This window comes from Pseudomonas sp. RIT-PI-r (assembly GCF_001297015.1).
Classification (GTDB): domain Bacteria; phylum Pseudomonadota; class Gammaproteobacteria; order Pseudomonadales; family Pseudomonadaceae; genus Aquipseudomonas.
On sequence record NZ_LIGE01000047.1, the window covers coordinates 20,011 to 38,891 of the forward strand.

Annotated in this window: 15 protein-coding genes; 5 read left to right on the forward strand and 10 right to left on the reverse strand. The window is 60.8% G+C overall.

Annotated elements, in window-relative coordinates:
* Positions 1 to 94: 94 nt before the first annotated feature.
* The 5 genes from emhA (at position 95) to AK821_RS27415 (ending at position 8,570) form a co-directional block, all read left to right on the forward strand.
* The gene (gene emhA, locus AK821_RS27395; RefSeq protein ID WP_064393040.1) at positions 95 to 1,252 is read left to right on the forward strand and encodes an efflux RND transporter periplasmic adaptor subunit EmhA; all 1,158 of its coding nucleotides are present in this window, start codon (positions 95 to 97) and stop codon (positions 1,250 to 1,252) included.
* Between the two features lie 3 nt (positions 1,253 to 1,255).
* Positions 1,256 to 4,405, forward strand: coding sequence for an efflux RND transporter permease subunit EmhB (gene emhB / locus AK821_RS27400; RefSeq protein ID WP_064393041.1), 3,150 nt, complete (start codon positions 1,256 to 1,258; stop codon positions 4,403 to 4,405).
* Positions 4,402 to 5,862, forward strand: a complete 1,461-nt coding sequence (gene emhC, locus AK821_RS27405) for an efflux RND transporter outer membrane subunit EmhC (RefSeq protein ID WP_064393042.1) — start codon at positions 4,402 to 4,404, stop codon at positions 5,860 to 5,862. Before emhB ends, emhC begins: the two co-directional genes overlap by 4 nt.
* 378 nt (positions 5,863 to 6,240) lie before the next feature.
* Positions 6,241 to 7,500, forward strand: a complete 1,260-nt coding sequence (locus AK821_RS27410) for an OprD family porin (RefSeq protein WP_064393043.1) — start codon at positions 6,241 to 6,243, stop codon at positions 7,498 to 7,500.
* Positions 7,501 to 7,766: 266 nt separating this feature from the next.
* A complete protein-coding gene (locus AK821_RS27415) occupies positions 7,767 to 8,570 on the forward strand; it encodes a methyltransferase domain-containing protein (RefSeq protein WP_064393044.1) in 804 nt (267 codons plus the stop codon).
* Positions 8,571 to 8,674: 104 nt separating this feature from the next.
* Here AK821_RS27415 and pcaC read toward each other — a convergent pair whose 3' ends face one another.
* From pcaC to AK821_RS27465, 10 genes are all read right to left on the reverse strand, one after another.
* The gene (gene pcaC / locus AK821_RS27420; protein WP_007957838.1) at positions 8,675 to 9,067 is read right to left on the reverse strand and encodes a 4-carboxymuconolactone decarboxylase; all 393 of its coding nucleotides are present in this window, start codon (positions 9,065 to 9,067) and stop codon (positions 8,675 to 8,677) included.
* A gap of 13 nt (positions 9,068 to 9,080) precedes the next feature.
* The gene (gene pcaD / locus AK821_RS27425) at positions 9,081 to 9,869 is read right to left on the reverse strand and encodes a 3-oxoadipate enol-lactonase (protein WP_064393045.1); all 789 of its coding nucleotides are present in this window, start codon (positions 9,867 to 9,869) and stop codon (positions 9,081 to 9,083) included.
* Between the two features lie 12 nt (positions 9,870 to 9,881).
* Entirely contained in the window at positions 9,882 to 11,246 is a 1,365-nt protein-coding gene (locus AK821_RS27430; protein ID WP_064393046.1) for a 3-carboxy-cis,cis-muconate cycloisomerase, read from the reverse strand.
* A 45-nt stretch (positions 11,247 to 11,291) separates the two neighbouring features.
* Positions 11,292 to 12,587: an MFS family transporter gene (locus AK821_RS27435; RefSeq protein ID WP_064393047.1), complete on the reverse strand. Its 1,296-nt coding sequence runs from the start codon at positions 12,585 to 12,587 to the stop codon at positions 11,292 to 11,294.
* Positions 12,588 to 12,850: 263 nt separating this feature from the next.
* Positions 12,851 to 13,417, reverse strand: a complete 567-nt coding sequence (gene pcaG / locus AK821_RS27440; RefSeq protein ID WP_064393048.1) for a protocatechuate 3,4-dioxygenase subunit alpha — start codon at positions 13,415 to 13,417, stop codon at positions 12,851 to 12,853.
* Between the two features lies 1 nt (position 13,418).
* Positions 13,419 to 14,123 (reverse strand): protocatechuate 3,4-dioxygenase subunit beta, encoded by a 705-nt coding sequence (pcaH, locus tag AK821_RS27445; RefSeq protein WP_064393049.1) that lies wholly within the window; start codon positions 14,121 to 14,123, stop codon positions 13,419 to 13,421.
* Positions 14,124 to 14,159: 36 nt separating this feature from the next.
* Positions 14,160 to 15,365: a 3-oxoadipyl-CoA thiolase gene (gene pcaF / locus AK821_RS27450; protein WP_177330989.1), complete on the reverse strand. Its 1,206-nt coding sequence runs from the start codon at positions 15,363 to 15,365 to the stop codon at positions 14,160 to 14,162.
* Positions 15,362 to 16,141, reverse strand: a complete 780-nt coding sequence (locus AK821_RS27455; protein WP_064393051.1) for a CoA-transferase subunit beta — start codon at positions 16,139 to 16,141, stop codon at positions 15,362 to 15,364. Before AK821_RS27455 ends, pcaF begins: the two co-directional genes overlap by 4 nt.
* Positions 16,141 to 16,998 (reverse strand): CoA transferase subunit A, encoded by an 858-nt coding sequence (locus tag AK821_RS27460; protein WP_064393052.1) that lies wholly within the window; start codon positions 16,996 to 16,998, stop codon positions 16,141 to 16,143. Before AK821_RS27460 ends, AK821_RS27455 begins: the two co-directional genes overlap by 1 nt.
* Positions 16,999 to 17,260: 262 nt before the next feature.
* Positions 17,261 to 18,607, reverse strand: a complete 1,347-nt coding sequence (locus AK821_RS27465) for an MFS transporter (protein ID WP_064393053.1) — start codon at positions 18,605 to 18,607, stop codon at positions 17,261 to 17,263.
* Positions 18,608 to 18,881 lie beyond the last annotated feature (274 nt).

Below are 18,881 nucleotides of genomic sequence, written 5' to 3' on the forward strand. Positions count from 1 at the left end.
ATATTACTTAGCAAGCTACTTATCCACCCGGTATCCTTTTTTTACCCTTACACACTTCTTGTGCGCTCTTTGCGCGCCTGACCCGAGGATCTTCATGCAATTCAAGCCAGCTGTTACCGCTCTGGTCACTGCCGTCGCCCTGGCATCGCTGCTCAGCGGATGTAAAAAGGAAGAAGCGGCACCGGCCGCTCCGCCCCCTCAGGTCGGCGTCGTCACCCTGCAACCACAAGCGTTTACCCTCACCTCCGAGCTGCCAGGTCGCACCAGTGCGTTCCGCATTGCTGAAGTGCGTCCGCAGGTCAACGGCATCATCCTCAAGCGTCTGTTCAAGGAAGGCGGCGATGTCAAAGCCGGCCAGCAGCTGTACCAGATCGATCCGTCGGTCTATGAAGCGACCCTGAAAAGCGCCGAAGCCAACCTGCGTTCGACCAAGTCGATCTCCGATCGCTACAAGCAACTGGTCGACGAGCAGGCCGTGAGCCGTCAGGAATACGACACCGCAGTGGCCAACCGCATGGAATCGGAAGCGTCGTTGCAGACCGCACAGATCAACGTGCGTTACACCAAGGTGTACGCGCCGATCTCCGGCCGCATCGGTCGTTCTTCGGTCACCGAAGGTGCACTGGTCAGCAATGGCCAGACCGACGCGATGGCAACGATCCAGCAACTGGACCCGATCTACGTCGACGTCACCCAGTCCTCGGTTGAATTGCTGGAACTGCGTCGTGAGCTGGAAAGCGGTCGCCTGCAGAAGTCCGGCGATACCGCCGCAGCGGTCAAACTGACGCTGGAAGACGGCAGCCAGTACAAGCTCGACGGTAAGCTGGAATTCTCCGAAGTCACGGTCGACCCGACTACCGGTTCCGTGACCTTGCGCGCGGTGTTCCCGAACCCGGATCACACCCTGCTGCCAGGCATGTTCGTCCGCGCCCAGTTGCAGGCCGGTGTCAACGCCGCCGCCATTCTGGCGCCGCAACAAGGCGTGACCCGTGACCTCAAAGGCACCCCGACCGCACTGGTCGTCGGCGCCGACAACAAGGTCGAACTGCGTCAGCTAAAGGCCAGCCGCACCGTTGGCAGCCAGTGGCTGATCGAAGACGGCTTGAAAGCGGGCGATCGCTTGATCACCGAAGGGCTGCAGTACGTGCGCCCGGGTGTTCAGGTCAACCCGTCCGAAGCCACCAATGTCGGCAACAAGAACCCGGCCCCCGCTCAGGCAGCTGACAAAGCCGCCGGCGGCAAAGGGGAGTAATTCATGTCAAAATTCTTCATCGACCGTCCGATTTTCGCCTGGGTAATTGCCCTGGTGATCATGTTGGTCGGGGCACTTTCGATCCTGAAACTGCCGATCAACCAGTACCCGAGCATTGCGCCGCCGGCCATTGCGATCTCCGTGACCTACCCGGGCGCTTCGGCGCAAACCGTGCAGGACACCGTGGTCCAGGTGATCGAGCAGCAGCTCAACGGTATCGACAACCTGCGTTATGTGTCCTCGGAAAGTAACTCCGACGGCAGCATGACCATCACCGCGACCTTCGAGCAAGGCACCAACTCCGACACCGCGCAGGTACAGGTTCAGAACAAACTGAACCTCGCTACCCCGCTGTTGCCGCAGGAAGTGCAGCAACAAGGTATCCGCGTGACCAAGGCAGTGAAAAACTTCCTCCTGGTTATCGGTGTGGTATCGCGTGACGGCAGCATGACCAAGGACGACCTGTCCAACTACATCGTGTCGAACATGCAGGATCCGATCTCGCGGACCGCCGGTGTCGGTGACTTCCAGGTCTTCGGTGCCCAGTACGCGATGCGCATCTGGCTCGACCCGGCCAAGTTGAACAAGTACAACTTGACCCCGGGCGATGTCAGCACCGCGATCTCGGCACAGAACGTCCAGGTGTCTTCCGGTCAACTCGGCGGCTTGCCGGCATTGCCGGGCCAGCAACTGAACGCGACGATCATCGGCAAGACCCGTCTGCAGACTGCCGAGCAGTTCAAGGCGATTCTGCTGAAGGTTAACCAGGACGGCTCGCAAGTGCGTGTCGGCGACGTCGCTGACGTCGGTCTGGGCGGTGAAAACTCGAGCATTTCTGCGCAGTTCAACGGCAGCCCGGCTTCTGGTCTGGCGGTAAAACTGGCCAACGGTGCCAACGCCCTCGACACCGCCAAAGCGCTGCGCAAGACGATTGACGACCTCAAGCCGTTCTTCCCGGAAGGCATGGAAGTGGTATTCCCGTACGACACCACCCCGGTGGTGACCGAGTCGATCAAAGGTGTGGTTGAAACCCTGGTCGAAGCGATCGTGCTGGTGTTCCTGGTGATGTTCCTGTTCCTGCAGAACTTCCGCGCCACCGTCATCACTACGATGACCGTGCCGGTGGTATTGCTCGGTACATTCGGCATCCTCGCGGCGTTCGGTTTCAGCATCAACACGCTGACCATGTTCGGTATGGTGCTGGCCATCGGTTTGCTGGTGGACGACGCCATCGTTGTGGTGGAAAACGTCGAGCGGGTGATGAGCGAAGAAGGCTTGTCACCGAAGGAAGCGACCAAGAAATCCATGGGCCAGATCCAGGGCGCACTGGTCGGTATCGCGCTGGTGCTGTCGGCGGTATTGCTGCCGATGGCGTTCTTCAGCGGTTCCACCGGTGTGATCTACAAGCAGTTCTCGATCACCATCGTGTCGGCCATGGCCCTGTCGGTACTGGTCGCGCTGATCTTCACCCCGGCGCTGTGCGCGACCATGCTCAAGGCGATTCCGAAAGGCGAGCATGGCACGCCGAAGAAGGGTTTCTTCGGCTGGTTCAACCGCAATTTCGACCGTGGTGTGCAGAGCTACGAGCGCGGTGTCGGCAACATGCTGTCGCGCAAAGCGCCGTACCTGCTGGCTTATCTGCTGATCGTGGTCGGCATGATCTGGCTGTTCACCCGCATCCCAACCGCGTTCCTGCCGGAAGAAGACCAAGGCGTACTGTTCGCCCAGGTGCAGACCCCGGCCGGTTCGAGTGCCGAGCGTACTCAGGTGGTGATCGACGAAATGCGCAGCTACCTGCTGGATAAAGAAGCAGGCGCAGTGTCCTCGGTGTTCACCGTGAACGGCTTCAACTTCGCCGGTCGCGGTCAGAGCTCTGGCCTGGCGTTCATCATGCTCAAGCCGTGGGACGAGCGTAACGCGGACAACAGCGTGTTTGCCCTGGCCCAACGTGCCCAGCAACACTTCTTCACTTTCCGCGATGCCATGGTGTTCGCGTTCGCCCCGCCTGCGGTACTGGAGTTGGGTAACGCCACCGGTTTCGACGTGTTCCTGCAAGACCGCGCCGGTATCGGTCACGACAAACTGATGGAAGCGCGTAACCAGTTCCTCGGCCTCGCCGCGCAGAGCAAGGTGCTCTATCAGGTGCGTCCGAACGGCCTGAACGATGAACCGCAATACCACCTGGAAATCGACGACGAGAAAGCCCAGGCCCTTGGCTTGAGCCTCACCGACATCAACAGCACGCTGTCGATCTCCTTTGGTAGTAGCTACGTCAACGACTTCATCGACCGTGGTCGCGTGAAGAAGGTTTACGTGCAAGGTCAGGCGGGTGCTCGCATGAGCCCTGAAGACTTGAAGAAATGGTACGTGCGCAACAACGCCGGGACCATGGTGCCGTTCTCCGCCTTCGCCAAAGGCGAGTGGATCTACGGTTCGCCGAAGCTGGCCCGTTACAACGGTGTAGAAGCAATGGAGATCCTCGGTTCTCCGGCGCCGGGTTACTCCACCGGTGATGCGATGGCCGAAGTCGAAGCGATTGCCAAGAAGCTGCCGGCGGGTGTCGGTATCTCCTGGACCGGTCTGTCCTATGAGGAACGTCTGTCGGGTTCGCAAGCGCCAGCGCTGTACGCCTTGTCGCTGCTGATGGTGTTCCTGTGTCTGGCGGCGCTGTACGAGAGCTGGTCGATTCCGATCGCGGTTATGCTCGTGGTGCCGCTGGGGATCATCGGTGCGCTGCTGGCCACCAGCCTGCGCGGTCTGTCCAACGACGTGTACTTCCAGGTGGGCCTGTTGACGACCATTGGTCTGGCGGCTAAAAACGCCATTCTGATCGTCGAGTTCGCCAAAGAATTGCATGAACAAGGGCGTAGCCTGCGTGATGCGGCGATCGAAGCCTGCCGCATGCGTCTGCGCCCGATCATCATGACCTCGCTGGCCTTCGTCCTCGGTGTTGTACCGCTGGCGATCTCCACTGGCGCCGGTTCAGGCAGTCAACATGCGATCGGTACGGGTGTGATTGGCGGTATGCTCACGGCCACGATCCTGGCGATCTTCTGGGTCCCACTGTTCTTCGTTACGGTTTCGTCCATCGGCCAGCGTAAGATCGCTGACGAGGATGAGACTACTGAAACTCCTAAAGAGGCTGGCCAATGAGCAAGTCGCTACTCTCCATCGCAGTCGCCGCCTTCGTGCTGAGCGGTTGCTCGCTGATACCTGACTATCAGCAGCCTGAGGCTCCGGTCGCAGGTCAGTACCCACAGGGGCCGGCGTATTCGCCGGCCCAGGCTCCGGCGCAGGCCGCTGCCGAGCAGGGCTGGAAGCAGTTTTTCCATGACCCGGCGCTGCAACAGCTGATCCAGGTTTCGCTGGAAAACAACCGTGACCTGCGTGTCGCGGCGCTGAACATCGATGCTTACGCGGCTCAATACCGCATCCAGCGTGCCGACCTGTTCCCGGCCGTTTCGGCCAATGCCAGCGGCAGCCGTCAACGTCTGCCGGCTCGCGCGTCGACGACGGGCGACTCGATGATCAGCAGTTCGTATTCCGCCACCGTCGGCATCAGCGCCTACGAACTCGACCTGTTCGGTCGGGTGCGCAGCCTGAGCGAGCAGGCCCTGCAACAATACTTCGCCACAGAAGAAGCACGCCGCAGCACCCAGATCAGTCTGGTCGCCAGCGTCGCCAATGCTTACCTGACCTGGCAAGCGGACAAGGAACTGCTCAAGCTGACGCAAGACACCCTCGGTGCCTTCGAAGAAAGCTACAAGCTGACCAGCCGCAGCAACGAAGTCGGTGTGGCTTCGGCGCTGGATCTGGCGCAATCGCGCACCTCGGTCGAGAACGCCCGTGCACAACTGGCGCGTTACACCCGTCAGGTCGCACAGGACGAAAACAGCCTGACGCTGCTGCTCGGCACCGGTATCCCGGCCAATCTGCAAGCGGCCAAACCGCTGTCGGATGACCTGCTCAGCGATGTACCGCCGGGTCTGCCTTCGGACTTGCTGCAACGTCGTCCGGACATCCTGCAAGCCGAGTACAACCTGAAAGCGGCCAATGCCAACATCGGCGCGGCCCGTGCGGCGTTCTTCCCGAGCATCAGCCTGACCGCCAACGCGGGCAGCCTGAGCCCGGACCTGTCCGGTCTGTTCAAGGGTGGTTCGGGGACGTGGCTGTTCCAGCCGCAGATCAACCTGCCGATCTTCAACGCCGGCAGCCTGCGCGCCAGCCTCGACGCCGCCAAGATCCAGAAGGACATTGGCGTGGCGAACTACGAGAAGTCCATTCAGACGGCCTTCCAGGAAGTCGCCGACGGCCTGGCCGCACGCCAGACCTACACCGAACAGCTGCAAGCGCAGCGTGACTTCGTTCAGGCCAACCAGGATTACTACCGTTTGGCCGAACGTCGCTACCGCATCGGCGTCGACAGCAACCTGACCTTCCTCGATGCCCAGCGTCAGCTGTTCAGCGCGCAACAAGCGCTGATCACCGACCGCCTCGCGCAGCTGACCAGTGCGGTCAACCTGTACAAGGCCCTGGGTGGTGGCTGGAATGCGCAGACCGCGCAGAACGAACCGCTGAAAGAAGAAGCGCCGAAGATGAAGTTGTTCTGATCATCATCGGCTGAATACAAGGAGCCCACCGATTGGTGGGCTTTTTGTTGCCTGAGACTCAAAAGATCGCAGCCTTCGGCAGCTCCTACACTTGGAATGCATATCCCTGTAGGAGCTGCCGAAGGCTGCGATCTTTTGATCTTCAATGCTGTTCGATAATCGCCCAAAACCCGCTTTACCCAATTGAATCCGAACATCCGCCCCCCGCACCATTCGAGCCACAAAACCAATAACAACAGGTTCGCCACATGCTCCCGCGCCCTGCTCCATCCGGCTGATCGCCGCCGCTTCACCCCCTGAATTCATCGCATTTCTGCACCGTAAAAAACGGCCGCAGCGCCCCCGTTCGCCCTAAAAAAACAAGAGAGACCCGAGCCCATGACCACCTCCCCTGCGCCTTATGCATTTCCTGGCCTGATCGCCCTGGCCCTGGCCGGTGCAGCCCTTCCCGCTGCGGCTGAAGAAGCCGGTTTCGTCGAAGGCGCCAAGGTCAACCTCAACCTGCGCAACTTCTACATCAACCGCAACTTCACCAACCCGACCAAGGCTCAGGGCAAGGCTGAAGAATGGACGCAGAGCTTCATCCTCGACGCCAAATCCGGATTCACCCAAGGCACCATCGGTTTCGGCATGGACGTGCTCGGCCTGTATTCGGTGAAACTCGATGGCGGTAAAGGCACCGGCGGCACGGCGTTGCTGCCGCTGGATCACGACGGCCGTCCGGCGGACAACTTCGGCCGCACCAACGTCGCCTTCAAAGCCAAGCTTTCCCAGACCGAAGTGAAAGTCGGCGAGTGGGTGCCGGTGCTGCCGATCCTGCGTTCAGACGATGGTCGCTCGCTGCCGCAAACCTTCCGTGGCGGGCAGATCACCTCGAAGGAAATCGACGGCCTGACCCTCTACGGCGGTCAGTTTCGCGCCAACAGCCCGCGCGACGACAGCAGCATGAGCGACATGTCGATGACCGGCAAAGCGGCGTTCACCTCTGATCGATTCAACTTTCAGGGCGGTGAGTATGTTTTCAACGAAAAACGCACGCAGATCGGTTTGTGGAACGCTGAACTCAAAGACATCTACAGCCAGCAATACGTCAACCTGATCCACAGCCAGCCACTGGGCGACTGGACCCTCGGCGCCAACCTTGGCTTCTTCTACGGCAAGGACGATGGCAGCGCCCGCGCCGGCGACCTCGACAACAAGACCTGGTCCGGCATGTTCTCGGCCAAATACGGCGGCAACACCTTCTACGTCGGCCTGCAAAAACTTACCGGCGACAGCGCATGGATGCGCGTCAATGGCACCAGCGGCGGCACGCTGGCCAACGACAGTTACAACGCCAGCTACGACAATGCGCAGGAGCGCTCCTGGCAAGTGCGCCACGACTACAACTTCGCCGCCATGGGCGTGCCCGGCCTGACCCTGATGAACCGCTACATCAGCGGCGACAATGTACACACCGGGACGATCACCAACGGCAAGGAGTGGGGCCGCGAATCGGAACTGGGTTATACCGTGCAGAGCGGCGCGCTCAAGGATCTGAACGTCAGATGGCGCAACTCGACCATGCGCCGCGACTTCAGCAACAACGAGTTCGACGAAAACCGCCTGATCGTCAGCTACCCGATCAGCCTCCTGTAAACACCGATCAAAACTGTAGGAGCTGCCGAAGGCTGCGATCTCTTGATCTTGTTTTTAAGATCAACAGATCGCAGCCTTCGGCAGCTCCTACATTGGATTGGTGCCATTGGTCAGGAGAAGTGGCACTTCGCCGGTCGGCAGGTAAAGTGACAAAACCTGAAGGACTCAGGTGCTTCACCTTTCCGCTTCCGTCGTCGTAGTCGGTCCTCAAGCTGGGAGCCAGGTTGTCATCGGAAGACACCAACGATCACCGGAGGACCACCTCAATGATCTCTCGTCTTGCAACACCCGACTGGGACGCCAAGGCGTACCAGCAGTTTTCCCGTCTCAGACAGCGACCGGTCACTGAACTGCTCGAAAGAGTCGACCTGCCGAACCCGCAACGCATTTACGATCTCGGCTGCGGCACCGGCATTGCCACGCAGTTGTTGGCCAAACGCTGGCCGCGCGCGCAGTTGCAGGGGATCGACAGCTCGGCACAGATGCTCGATGAAGCACGCTGCCTGCCGATCAGGGCATCGTGGAAACACTGCGATCTGCTCGATTGGCAAGCGGAGCAGCCGGCAGACCTGCTGCTCGCCGCCGCCGTGCTGCACTTTATCGATGGCCATGAAACGTTGCTGCCGCAGCTGCTGGGTTATCTGAATCCTGGCGGTTGTCTGGCGGCGCATATGCCGGACTGGCGCGATGCGCTGTGGTATCGGCTGATGCTCGACACCCTCGAAAACGGCGGCCCCGGTGGCACGCCGATGGGCACCCCTGAGCTGCGTCAGCGCATGGCGGCGCGGCCGTTGTTGGCGCTGGAGGATTACTACCGGTTGCTCGCGCCGCTGACCTCGTCGCTGGATATCTGGGAGACCGAGCAATTGCAGGTAGTCGACGGCAAATCACCGGTGTACGACTGGGTGAAGGTTTCGGCGCTGCGGCCGGTGATGCAGGCGCTGGATTCTGCGGAACAGGCGCGGTTTATTTATCACTATCTGATGCGGGTGCATAAGCATTATCCGCAGGAGAGCGATGGGCATACGTTGTTTGCGTTCAAGCGGATATTTATTGTGGCCACCGTCTGATTTGTCGCGGCCACTACCGCTTTCGCGAGCAGGCTCGCTCCCACAGGGAAATGCATTCCAATGTGGGAGCGAGCCTGCTCGCGAATACGTCAGCTCAGGCGCCATCAATCCCGGGATTCAACACCCAGCTCATCCCAAACCGATTCAGCCAAATGAAACGTCGCATTCGCCGCCGGTATCCCGCAATAAATCGCACTCTGCATGATCACTTCCTTGATCTCGCCCCGGCTCACACCATTATTGGCCGCCGCACGCAGGTGCAGTTTCAGCTCACCTTCGCGGTTCATGCCAATCAGCATCGCGATAGTGATCAGGCTGCGCGTGTGCCGAGGCAAGCCCGGACGCGTCCAGATATCGCCCCAGGCATGCCGGGTGATCATTTCCTGAAACTCCGAGTTGAACTCGGTCAGCGTGGTCAGGCTGCGATCGACATGCGCATCACCGAGCACCGCGCGGCGCACTTGCATGCCGTCGTCGTAACGTTGTTTCTCGTCCACGAAAATCCCCTTGTCAGGCGTTTAGAAACGCCAATACGCGATCACTGAAATCAGCACCGGCCTGCACGTTGGACAGGTGCGCCGCATAGAACTCGGCGTACTCGGCACCGCGTACGTTCTCTTGGATGAAATGCCCTCCGGACGGCGGCGTCACCGCATCTTCGGTGCCGGCAATCACCAGCAACGGCACGTTGATAGACGCTAGTTGCTCACGGAAATCGGCATCCCGCACCGCCGCGCAATTGGCCGCGTAACCCTCAGGCGAAGTGGCCGCGAGCATGTCGGTGATCTGCTTGGCTGCGGCCGGATGTGCAGCGGAAAAATCAGGGGTAAACCAGCGGGCGATCGACGCATCACGCAGGGCAACCATCGCCGCCGCACCGTCACGCAGTACGGTTTCGATGCGTGGATTCCACACCGACGGATCGCCGATTTTTGCTGCCGTGTTGCAGACGATCAGCTTGTGCAGACGATGCCCGGCGTTGATCCCCAGCCATTGGCCGATCAAGCCGCCCATCGACAACCCGCAGAAGTGCGCTTGCTCGATGTGCAGCGCATCCAGCAAGCCGAGCACGTCATGCCCCAGCTGTTCGATGCTGTACGGCCCCGGCGTCACCAGCGACTTGCCATGGCCACGAGTATCGAAACGCAGCACGCGAAAATGCTCGGTGAACGCTGGCATCTGCGCGTCCCACATGTGCAGATCAGTGCCCAGCGAGTTGGACAGTACCAGCACCGGCGCATCGACCGGGCCCTCGATTTGATAGTGCAGTTCGCCATCGGCGAGTTGAACGAAAGCCACAGCCCTCTCCTTTCAGTCAGACAATGCGTTGTGTTCGGCCACCGCGCGCTCGACCCAGGTTTTCGCCTGACCGAGGTAATGAGCGGGGTTCAAAAGATGATCCAGTTCAGCGCTGCTCAGCTCAGCGTTGACCTTCGGTTCGTCACCGAGTACGGCGCGCAAATGGCGCTGTTCGGCCACCGCGCGTTTGCAGCATTGCTCAAGCAAGTGATGCGCGGTGTCGCGACCGACACGCTGGGCGAGGACGATGCTCACCGCTTCAGCCAACACCAGCCCCTGAGTCAATTCGAGGTTTCGGCCCATGCGCTCGGCATCGACTTCCAGGCCATCGGCGAGCAAGCGCGCCTGTTGCAGCGAACCCGACACCAGGCAGCAAATCTCCGGCAAGGTTTCCCATTCGGCATGCCACAGGCCGAGGCTGCGTTCGTGCTCTTGCGGCATCGCGCTAAACAACGTCGAGACCAGACCTGGCACCCGCGTCGCTGCGCCGATCAACACCGCTGCACCGACCGGATTGCGTTTGTGCGGCATGGTCGACGAACCGCCCTTGCCCGGCGCCGATGGCTCGAACACCTCGGCCGCTTCAGTCTGCATCAACAGACTGATGTCGCGGCCGAACTTGCCGAGGCTGCCGGCGATCAAACCGAGCACCGCGCCGAACTCCACCACGCGATCGCGCTGGGTGTGCCACGGCTGTTCCGGCAAGGTCAGTTGCAGTTCTTCAGCCAGCGCTTCGGCAATCGGCAGCGCCTGTTCGCCCAGCGCCGCGAGGGTGCCGGAGGCGCCGCCGAATTGCAGCACCAGCAGACGCGGCTTGAGTTCGCGCAAGCGCTGACGGCTGCGAGTCACAGCGCCCAGCCATCCGGCGATTTTCATGCCGAGGGTCACGGGCGTCGCGTGTTGCAGCCAAGTGCGTCCGGCCAGCGGTGTCGCTGCATGGCGTTGTGCTTGAACAGCGAGAGAGTCAGCCAGTTGCGCCAGATCGCTTTCAATCAATTCCAGCGCCTGACGCAATTGCAGCACCAGCCCGGAATCCATCACGTCCTGACTGGTCGCGCCCAAATGCACATAACGCTCAGCTTGCGCATCGGTCGCGGCAATCTGCTTGCCCAACGCCTTGACCAGCGGAATCGCCGAATTGCCGGCCGTGGCAATCGCCTCGCCCAGTGCCGCGAAGTCATACAGACCAGCGCTGCACGCCGCCGCAATCGGTGCCACCGCAGAGGCAGGAATCAACCCGACCCGCGCTTCGGCCCGAGCCAGCGCCGCTTCGAAGTCGAGCATCGCCTGCACGCGGCCCTGATCGCAGAACACCTCGCGCATATCGCGGGCAGTGAAGTAGGCATCGAACAATTGATTGCCCGGTCGCTGAGTCATAAAAGTCCTTGCCGGCGCGGGCCATCACGGCCCGCGCGCATCGGGTTAGAGATCGTGGTGCAAATACGCCGCCTGTTTCGGCAGGCGCAGGCTGAACAGGAAGGCGATCGCCATCATCGCCGTCACGTACCAGTAGAAGGAGTTTTCCATGCCGATGTTCTTCAGGCTCAGGGCGACGAATTCCGCCGAACCACCGAAGATCGCATTCGCCACCGCATAGGCCAGACCGACGCCGAGGGCGCGGACTTCCGGCGGGAACATTTCGGCTTTCACCAGGCCGCTGATCGAGGTGTAGAAACTGACAATCGCCAGCGCCACGGTGATCAACACAAAGGCCAGAAACGGACTGCTGACACTTTTCAGGCTCAGCAGAATCGGCACGGTAAACAGCGTGCCGAGCGCGCCGAACCAGAGCATCGAGTTACGTCGACCGATCTTGTCGGCGAGCATGCCGAACAGTGGCTGCATGCACATATACAGGAACAGCGCACCGGTCATGATGTAGCTGGCGGTCTTGGCGTGCATGCCGGCGGTGTTCACCAGGTACTTCTGCATGTACGTGGTGAAGGTGTAGAAAATCAGCGAGCCACCGGCGGTATAACCGAGCACGGTGATGAAGGCGGCTTTGTGATCGCGGAACAGCGCGGCGATGCTGCCGGCGTCCTTGTGCGCGCGGGTTTCCTTGTTGGTGGTTTCTTTCAGCGAACGGCGCAGGAACAGCGAAATCAGCGCCGCCACCGCACCGACCACAAACGGAATCCGCCAGCCGTAGGCACGCAGGTCTTCTTCGCTGAGGAACTGCTGCAGGACCACTACCAGCGACACCGCCAGCAGTTGCCCGCCGATCAGGGTCACGTACTGGAACGAGGCGAAAAATCCACGCTGGCCCTTGAGCGCGACTTCGCTCATGTAGGTCGCGGTGGTGCCGTACTCACCGCCGACCGACAGGCCTTGCAGCAAACGGGCGAACAACAGCAGGACCGGCGCCCAGACGCCGATGTCTTTATAGGTCGGCAGGCAGGCGATCAGCAACGAGCCGAAGCACATCATCAGAATCGAGATGAGCATCGAGTTCTTGCGCCCGTGCTTGTCGGCGACACGGCCGAAAATCCAGCCGCCGATTGGACGCATCAGAAAGCCGGCAGCGAACACGCCAGCGGTGTTGACCAGTTGCACCGTGGGATTGTCGGAGGGGAAAAACGCCGGGGCGAAATAGATCGCGCAAAAGGCGTAGACGTAGAAGTCGAACCATTCGACGAGGTTGCCGGACGAGGCGCCGACAATGGCAAAGATGCGCTTGCTGCGCTCTTCACCGGTGTAATGGGAGGTGGTGGTTGTCATTGTTTTTCACTCGATAGGGACAGTGAGAGTCTAGACATACTTTGCAACAGTCCCGTTCCTCAAGGCGAAACATCAAAAGATCGCAGCCTTCGGCAGCTCCTACATGGGTCTGCATTCTCCTGTTGATCGTTCCCACGCTCCGCGTGGTAACGCATCCTGTGACGCTCCGCGTCACGGTGGACGCGGAGCGTCCATGGCGGCATTCCCACGCAGAGCGTGGGAACGATCATGTAGGAGCTGCCGCAGGCTGCGATCTTTTGATCTTAATAATCGAAGAACACCGTCTCGGCATCAGTGCCCTGCAGGATCACATTCCACTGGTAAACACCCGATTCATCCTTCTTCGCCAGCAAGGTCGGGCGACGTTCAGCCGGTACGCATTCGAGCAACGGATCATCAACATTCGCCGGCTCGCCTTCAAAGTAGATCCGCGTCAGCAAGTGCTTGACCAAGCCACGGGCAAACACCAGCACCACCAGATGCGGTGCCTGAGTCGAACCTTTCAGCCCTTCAACCGTACCCGGTTTGATCGTGGTGAAACGGAAACGCCCTTCAGCGTCCACCGGCACCCGACCGAAACCTTCAAAATTAGGATCGAGCGGTTTTTCCTGCTCGTCTTCCGGGTGGTCGTATTTACCGGCGGCGTTGGCCTGCCAGACTTCAAGCATGGCGTCGTTGACGACATCGCCGTTGCCATCCACCACCTGCCCGGTGATCGCCACGCGCTCGCCGAGGGTCTGCTCGACGGTGAGGTCTTCACGGTTCAGCCAGGTCAGGCCGATGTGGTAGTACGGCCCGACGGTGTGGGACGTGGTCGCAGTCAGCGTCATCTTATTTCTCCATCGGCGTGGCTTCACGCCCGCGCAGCACGATGTCCCAGCGATAACCGAGGGCGTAGGACGGAATGGTTTTTTCCAGATCGAAACTGGCGATCAGGCGTTCCTTGGCCGAAGTGTCCGGCACGCAGTTGTAGATCGGGTCGTAAGCCAGCAGCGGGTCGCCCGGGAAATACATTTGCGTGACCAGGCGGGTGAGAATGCTCGGCCCGAACAGCGAAAAGTGAATGTGCGCCGGACGCCAGGCGTTGTGGTGATTGCCCCACGGGTAGGCGCCGGGCTTGATGGTCTGGAACTGATACCAACCATCGGCGTCGGTGACGGTGCGGCCAGTACCGGTGAAATTCGGGTCCAGCGGCGCGTCATGCAGGTCGCGTTTGTGGTTGTAGCGACCGGCGGCGTTGGCCTGCCAGATCTCCACCAGAATCCCCGGCACCGGCAGACCGTTTTCGTCGAGCACGCGGCCGTGAATGATGATGCGTTCGCCCTGCGGCTCACCCTCATGCTGGGCGGTCAGGTCGTTATCGGTATCGCCTACACGTTCGGCGCCGATGGTCGGGCCGGTGATTTCCGACAGCGAGTGCGGCAGAAACACCAACGGCTTCGACGGCGGGCGCAGGTTGGTGGATTGATACGTCGGGTGCAGGTAATCAGGCTGAGTGCCTTCCTGCGGACGACGGTAACCAGGCTTGTCAGACATGTCGCTTTCCTCTGTTCTTTTTCGTCACGGCTGGCGTCAGACGCGTTCGATGGCCAGGGCCAGACCTTGGCCGACACCGACGCACATGGTCGCCAGACCTTTCTTGCCGCCGGTCTTTTCCAACTGATGCAGCGCGGTCAGCACCAGACGTGCACCGCTCATGCCCAACGGGTGACCAAGAGCAATCGCCCCGCCGTTCGGGTTGACCTGCGCGGCGTCGTCCGCCAGCCCCAGTTCACGCAGCACTGCCAAGCCTTGGCTGGCAAACGCTTCGTTGAGTTCGATCACGTCGAAATCGCTGACCGCGACGCCCAGGCGCTCGATCAGTTTGCGCACCGCCGGCACCGGGCCGATGCCCATCACGCGCGGCGCTACACCGGCGCTGGCCATGCCGAGCACTTTGGCGCGGGCGGTCAGACCATGTTTTTTGACCGCTTCGGCGGACGCCAGAATCAGTGCGGCAGCACCGTCGTTGACCCCGGAGGCATTGCCGGCGGTGACGGTTTTATCCGGACCGTTGACCGGTTTCAACTTGGTCAACGCTTCAATCGTGGTATCGGCACGCGGATGTTCGTCCTGGCTGACCACGGTTTCGCCCTTTTTGTGGGCAATCCGCACTTCAATAATTTCTTCGGCGAAGTAGCCGGCGGCCTGCGCGGCGGCGGTACGTTGCTGACTGCGCAAGGCAAACGCGTCTTGGTCTTCGCGCGAGACTTTATAGTCGTCGGCGACGTTGTCGGCAGTCTGCGGCATCGCGTCGACGCCGTACTGCGCCTTCATCAACGGGTTGATGAAACGCCAGCCGATGGTGGTGTCTTCCAGCTTCATGTTGCGCGAAAACGCCGCGTCAGCCTTGCCCATCACGAACGGTGCGCGGGACATCGACTCGACGCCGCCGGCAATCGCCAGCTCCATCTCGCCGCTGGCAATCGCACGGAATGCAGTGCCGATCGCGTCCATGCCCGAAGCGCAGAGGCGATTGAGGGTCACACCTGGCACGGTTTCCGGAAGGCCCGCGAGCAACAGCGCCATGCGCGCGACGTTGCGGTTGTCTTCGCCGGCCTGGTTGGCGCAGCCGAGGAACACTTCGTCGATGGCGTTCCAGTCCACCGATGGATTGCGCTCCATCAGGGCCTTGATCGGCACCGCGGCCAGGTCATCGGCGCGAACGGCGGACAATCCGCCGCCGAAACGGCCGATCGGCGTGCGAATCGCGTCGCAAATATAAACCTCACGCATCATGCTTCTCCCGGTGCCTGGCCGTGGGCCGCGGCGGTGCGCGCTTCAAGATCGCGCAGTGCAGTCAGTTCGACTTCAGTCGGTTCAGCGGTGTTTTCAACATGTTCGGCAAAACGGATCGCCCAACCGGTGGCCGCGACCACTTGCTCGCGGGTTACGCCCGGATGCAAAGCGGTGACGACGAATTCGTGGGTACCTTCTTCCGGTTCCATGATGCACAGGTCGGTGATGATGCCAACCGGCCCGGCGCCCGGCAGGCCCAGACGTTTGCGCGAATCGCCGCCCTCGCCATGACCGACCGAAGTGATGAAATCGAGCTTGTCGACAAACGAACGCGCCGACTGTTTAAGGATGATCAACACGCTTTTCGCCGAACCGGCAATCTCCGGCGCGCCACCGGCACCCGGCAGGCGCACTTTCGGCGAGAAATAATCGCCGACCACGGTGGTGTTGATGTTACCGAAACGGTCGACCTGCGCGGCGCCGAGAAAACCGACGTCGATGCGCCCGCCCTGCAACCAGTAGCGAAAAATCTCACCGGTCGGCACGACGGTGTCAGCGGTTTCCGCCAGCTCACCGTCACCGATCGACAGCGGCAGCACGCTTGGCTTGGCGCCAATCGGGCCCGACTCATAGATCAGCACCACGTCCGGCGACGAGGTCAGACGCGCAAGGTTGGCGGCTTTCGACGGCAAGCCGATGCCGACGAAGCACACCGAGCCGTTCTTCAGGCGACGGGCCGCCGCGACGGTCATCATTTCATTGGTGGTGTAAGTCATTACTTGGCCTCCGAAGCAGCGGCCAACTTGGCCTGGAACGCACTGAAGTCAGCGCAGCCATGGATGTATTCGTTGATCCACGCGGTAAACGTCTCACGGTCGCGGGCGATCGGATCCCACGCCTGATAGAAACGATTGTCGCGCTCGGTGTAACCGTGGGCGTAGGACGGGTGTGCACCGCCGGGTACGTGGCAGACCGCGCTCAAGGCCCAGGTCGGCAGTACACAGGCGTTCATCGGTGCCTTGAGGTCATCGACGATTTCTTCGACGGTGACGATGCAGCGCTTGGCGGCCAGTGCGGCTTCTTTCTGCACACCGAGAATGCCCCACAGCAGCACGTTGCCCTGGCGGTCGGCTTTCTGTGCGTGGATCACGGTCACGTCCGGGCGCACCGACGGCACCGCCGCCAGCACTTCACCGGTGAACGGGCAGGTCACGGTTTTGATCAGTGGATTGACCTTCGGCAGGTCGGAACCGGCGTAGGCACGCAGCACCGCGAATGGCAGCCCGGAAGCGCCGGCGACGTAGGCATTGGCCAGGTCAGCGTGGCTGTGTTCTTCGATTTCCAGCGCGTGCGGCCATTGCTTCTCGACCGCGTCACGCAGACGATGCAGCGAACCGACGCCCGGGTTGCCGCCCCAGGAGAAAATCAGTTTGCGTGCGCAACCGGCACCGATCAGTTGGTCGTAGATCAGGTCAGGCGTCATCCGCACCAGCGTCAGATCTTTCTTGCCCTGACGAATGATTTCATGACCCGCAGCCGTAGGGATCAAGTGAGTAAAGCCTTCGAGCGCGACGGTGTCGCCGTCGTTGACGAATTGCTTCACCGCGTCGTGCAGCGAAAGGATCTCAGCCATGGAGCGGGCTCCTGTTTTTGTAATGAATCGCCAGTGATAAAAAGGCGCGAGGTTCAGCGCCGGAGTCACTGAAGATTAAGCCTGAGAAATTGGTCAAACAATCCGATAATCGACTGAGTGTTCGTTTATCGAACGGATTGTTGTCAGCCTATCGGTTCGTGTTGCCTGCAAAAGATCGCAGCCTTCGGCAGCTCCTACAGGGTTACGCGTTCACATGTAGGAGCTGCCGAAGGCTGCGATCTTTTCGCTTTACATCGAAATATCAGGTCGCATCCGCATGACTGACCATGCCTTTGATCACCACCGCCGTGGTGGCCAATGCCGCCGGAATCACCAACGCCGTCAGCACCTGCTCGAAATTCCAGCCCAGGCCCAACAACGTGGCGCCCATCCATGCCCCGAGAATCGCGCCAAAGCGGCCAATCCCCAGCATCCACGACACACCAGTCGCCCGCCCTTGGGTCGGATAGAACCGCGCCGCCAGTGACGGCATCGCCGATTGCGCACCGTTCACGCACATCCCCGCCACCAACACCAAGGTTGCCAGCAAGGTGATATTTCCAAGGCTCTGCCCTACCGCGTAGGCAAATACCCCGGCCAACAGGTAGAAAATGCCGATGACCTTGTGCGGATTGAAGCGGTCCATTGCCCATCCCACAGCCACCGCGCTCAAAACCCCGCCGAACTGGAACAATGCGCCAATGAAAGCGGCTTGCTCCATGCTCGCGCCGCTGTCACGCATCAGCGTCGGCAGCCAACTGGTCAGCAGGTAGACGATCACCAGGCCCATGAAATAGGTCAGCCACAGCAGCAAGGTGCCGGTGCTGTAAGTGCCGGAGAAGATCACCGCAAACACGTTGCGCGCCTTGACGGTCTTCTGTTCAGGCACGCTGAAACTGGAGGCTTGAGCGACGGTGACCGGATCAATCGGCGCCAGGGTCTTGCGCACCTTGTCGGTGCCACGGTTACGCACGACCAGGTAGCGCGCCGATCCCGGCAGCCAGAACAGCAGCACCACCGCGAGGATCAGCGGCAGAATCCCACCGATCATCAGCAAGCTGTGCCAGCCGAATGCCGGAATCAACTTGGCGGAAATGAACCCGCCGCCGGCCATGCCGAGGTTGAAACCGCAGAACATGCTGGTCACCAGCAGCGACTTTTTGCGCTCCGGGGTGTATTCCGAAAGCAGCGTGGTTGCGTTCGGCATCCCTGCGCCCAAGCCAAGGCCGGTCAAGAAGCGCAGCACCAGCAGTTGTTCGACGTTGGTGCTGTACGCCGACGCGAGACTGAAGGCCCCGAACAGAACCACGGCGCCGACGAGTACGACTTTTCGCCCGAAGCGGTCAGCCAACGGGCCGGAACCCAGTGCGCCGAAGACCATGCCGATCAACGCGGCACTCATCACCGGGCCGAGGCTGGCGCGGTCGATGCCCCAATCCTGCGACAGCGCCGGGGCAATGAAGCCCATCGCGGCGGTGTCGAGGCCATCGAGGAAGACAATCAGGAAACACAGAATCACCACCCGCCACTGATAGCGCGAGATCGGTTGGGCATTGATGAAGGTCTGCACGTCGAGGCAGTTACCCACAGCGGACTGAGGCTGGTTCATTATTTTTATTCCACGCAAAAAACGCAGTCGAACGGCGGCCGGCCAAGGAGCGGCACGGTCACAAGAATAGAAGAGCTGGATCAGGCGTTGCGGCGAACCCGGCAACAGCGGTTGGAGCGGAGACAGTCGGGGAGCATGCACATGGTGAGTTGCCTCTTGTCATTATTATGGGGGTCGACAGTCCGGCGGGCTCATTCACATCAGCGCCGGATGACGCTGCCGCGACATTAATGATCCGGGGGTTTTAGCGTCAATTCGATAAACGCAACACTGT

Excerpts from the sequence above, each read along its gene's own strand:
- emhA (WP_064393040.1), top strand. The coding sequence starts at position 95 with ATGCAATTCAAGCCAGCTGTTACCGCTCTGGTCACTGCCGTCGCCCTG.
- emhB (WP_064393041.1), top strand. The coding sequence starts at position 1,256 with ATGTCAAAATTCTTCATCGACCGTCCGATTTTCGCCTGGGTAATTGCC.
- emhC (WP_064393042.1), top strand. The coding sequence starts at position 4,402 with ATGAGCAAGTCGCTACTCTCCATCGCAGTCGCCGCCTTCGTGCTGAGC.
- AK821_RS27410 (WP_064393043.1), top strand. The coding sequence starts at position 6,241 with ATGACCACCTCCCCTGCGCCTTATGCATTTCCTGGCCTGATCGCCCTG.
- AK821_RS27415 (WP_064393044.1), top strand. The coding sequence starts at position 7,767 with ATGATCTCTCGTCTTGCAACACCCGACTGGGACGCCAAGGCGTACCAG.
- AK821_RS27430 (WP_064393046.1), bottom strand. The coding sequence starts at position 11,246 with ATGACTCAGCGACCGGGCAATCAATTGTTCGATGCCTACTTCACTGCC.
- AK821_RS27435 (WP_064393047.1), bottom strand. The coding sequence starts at position 12,587 with ATGACAACCACCACCTCCCATTACACCGGTGAAGAGCGCAGCAAGCGC.
- pcaG (WP_064393048.1), bottom strand. The coding sequence starts at position 13,417 with ATGACGCTGACTGCGACCACGTCCCACACCGTCGGGCCGTACTACCAC.
- pcaH (WP_064393049.1), bottom strand. The coding sequence starts at position 14,123 with ATGTCTGACAAGCCTGGTTACCGTCGTCCGCAGGAAGGCACTCAGCCT.
- pcaF (WP_177330989.1), bottom strand. The coding sequence starts at position 15,365 with ATGATGCGTGAGGTTTATATTTGCGACGCGATTCGCACGCCGATCGGC.
- AK821_RS27455 (WP_064393051.1), bottom strand. The coding sequence starts at position 16,141 with ATGACTTACACCACCAATGAAATGATGACCGTCGCGGCGGCCCGTCGC.
- AK821_RS27460 (WP_064393052.1), bottom strand. The coding sequence starts at position 16,998 with ATGGCTGAGATCCTTTCGCTGCACGACGCGGTGAAGCAATTCGTCAAC.
- AK821_RS27465 (WP_064393053.1), bottom strand. The coding sequence starts at position 18,607 with ATGAACCAGCCTCAGTCCGCTGTGGGTAACTGCCTCGACGTGCAGACC.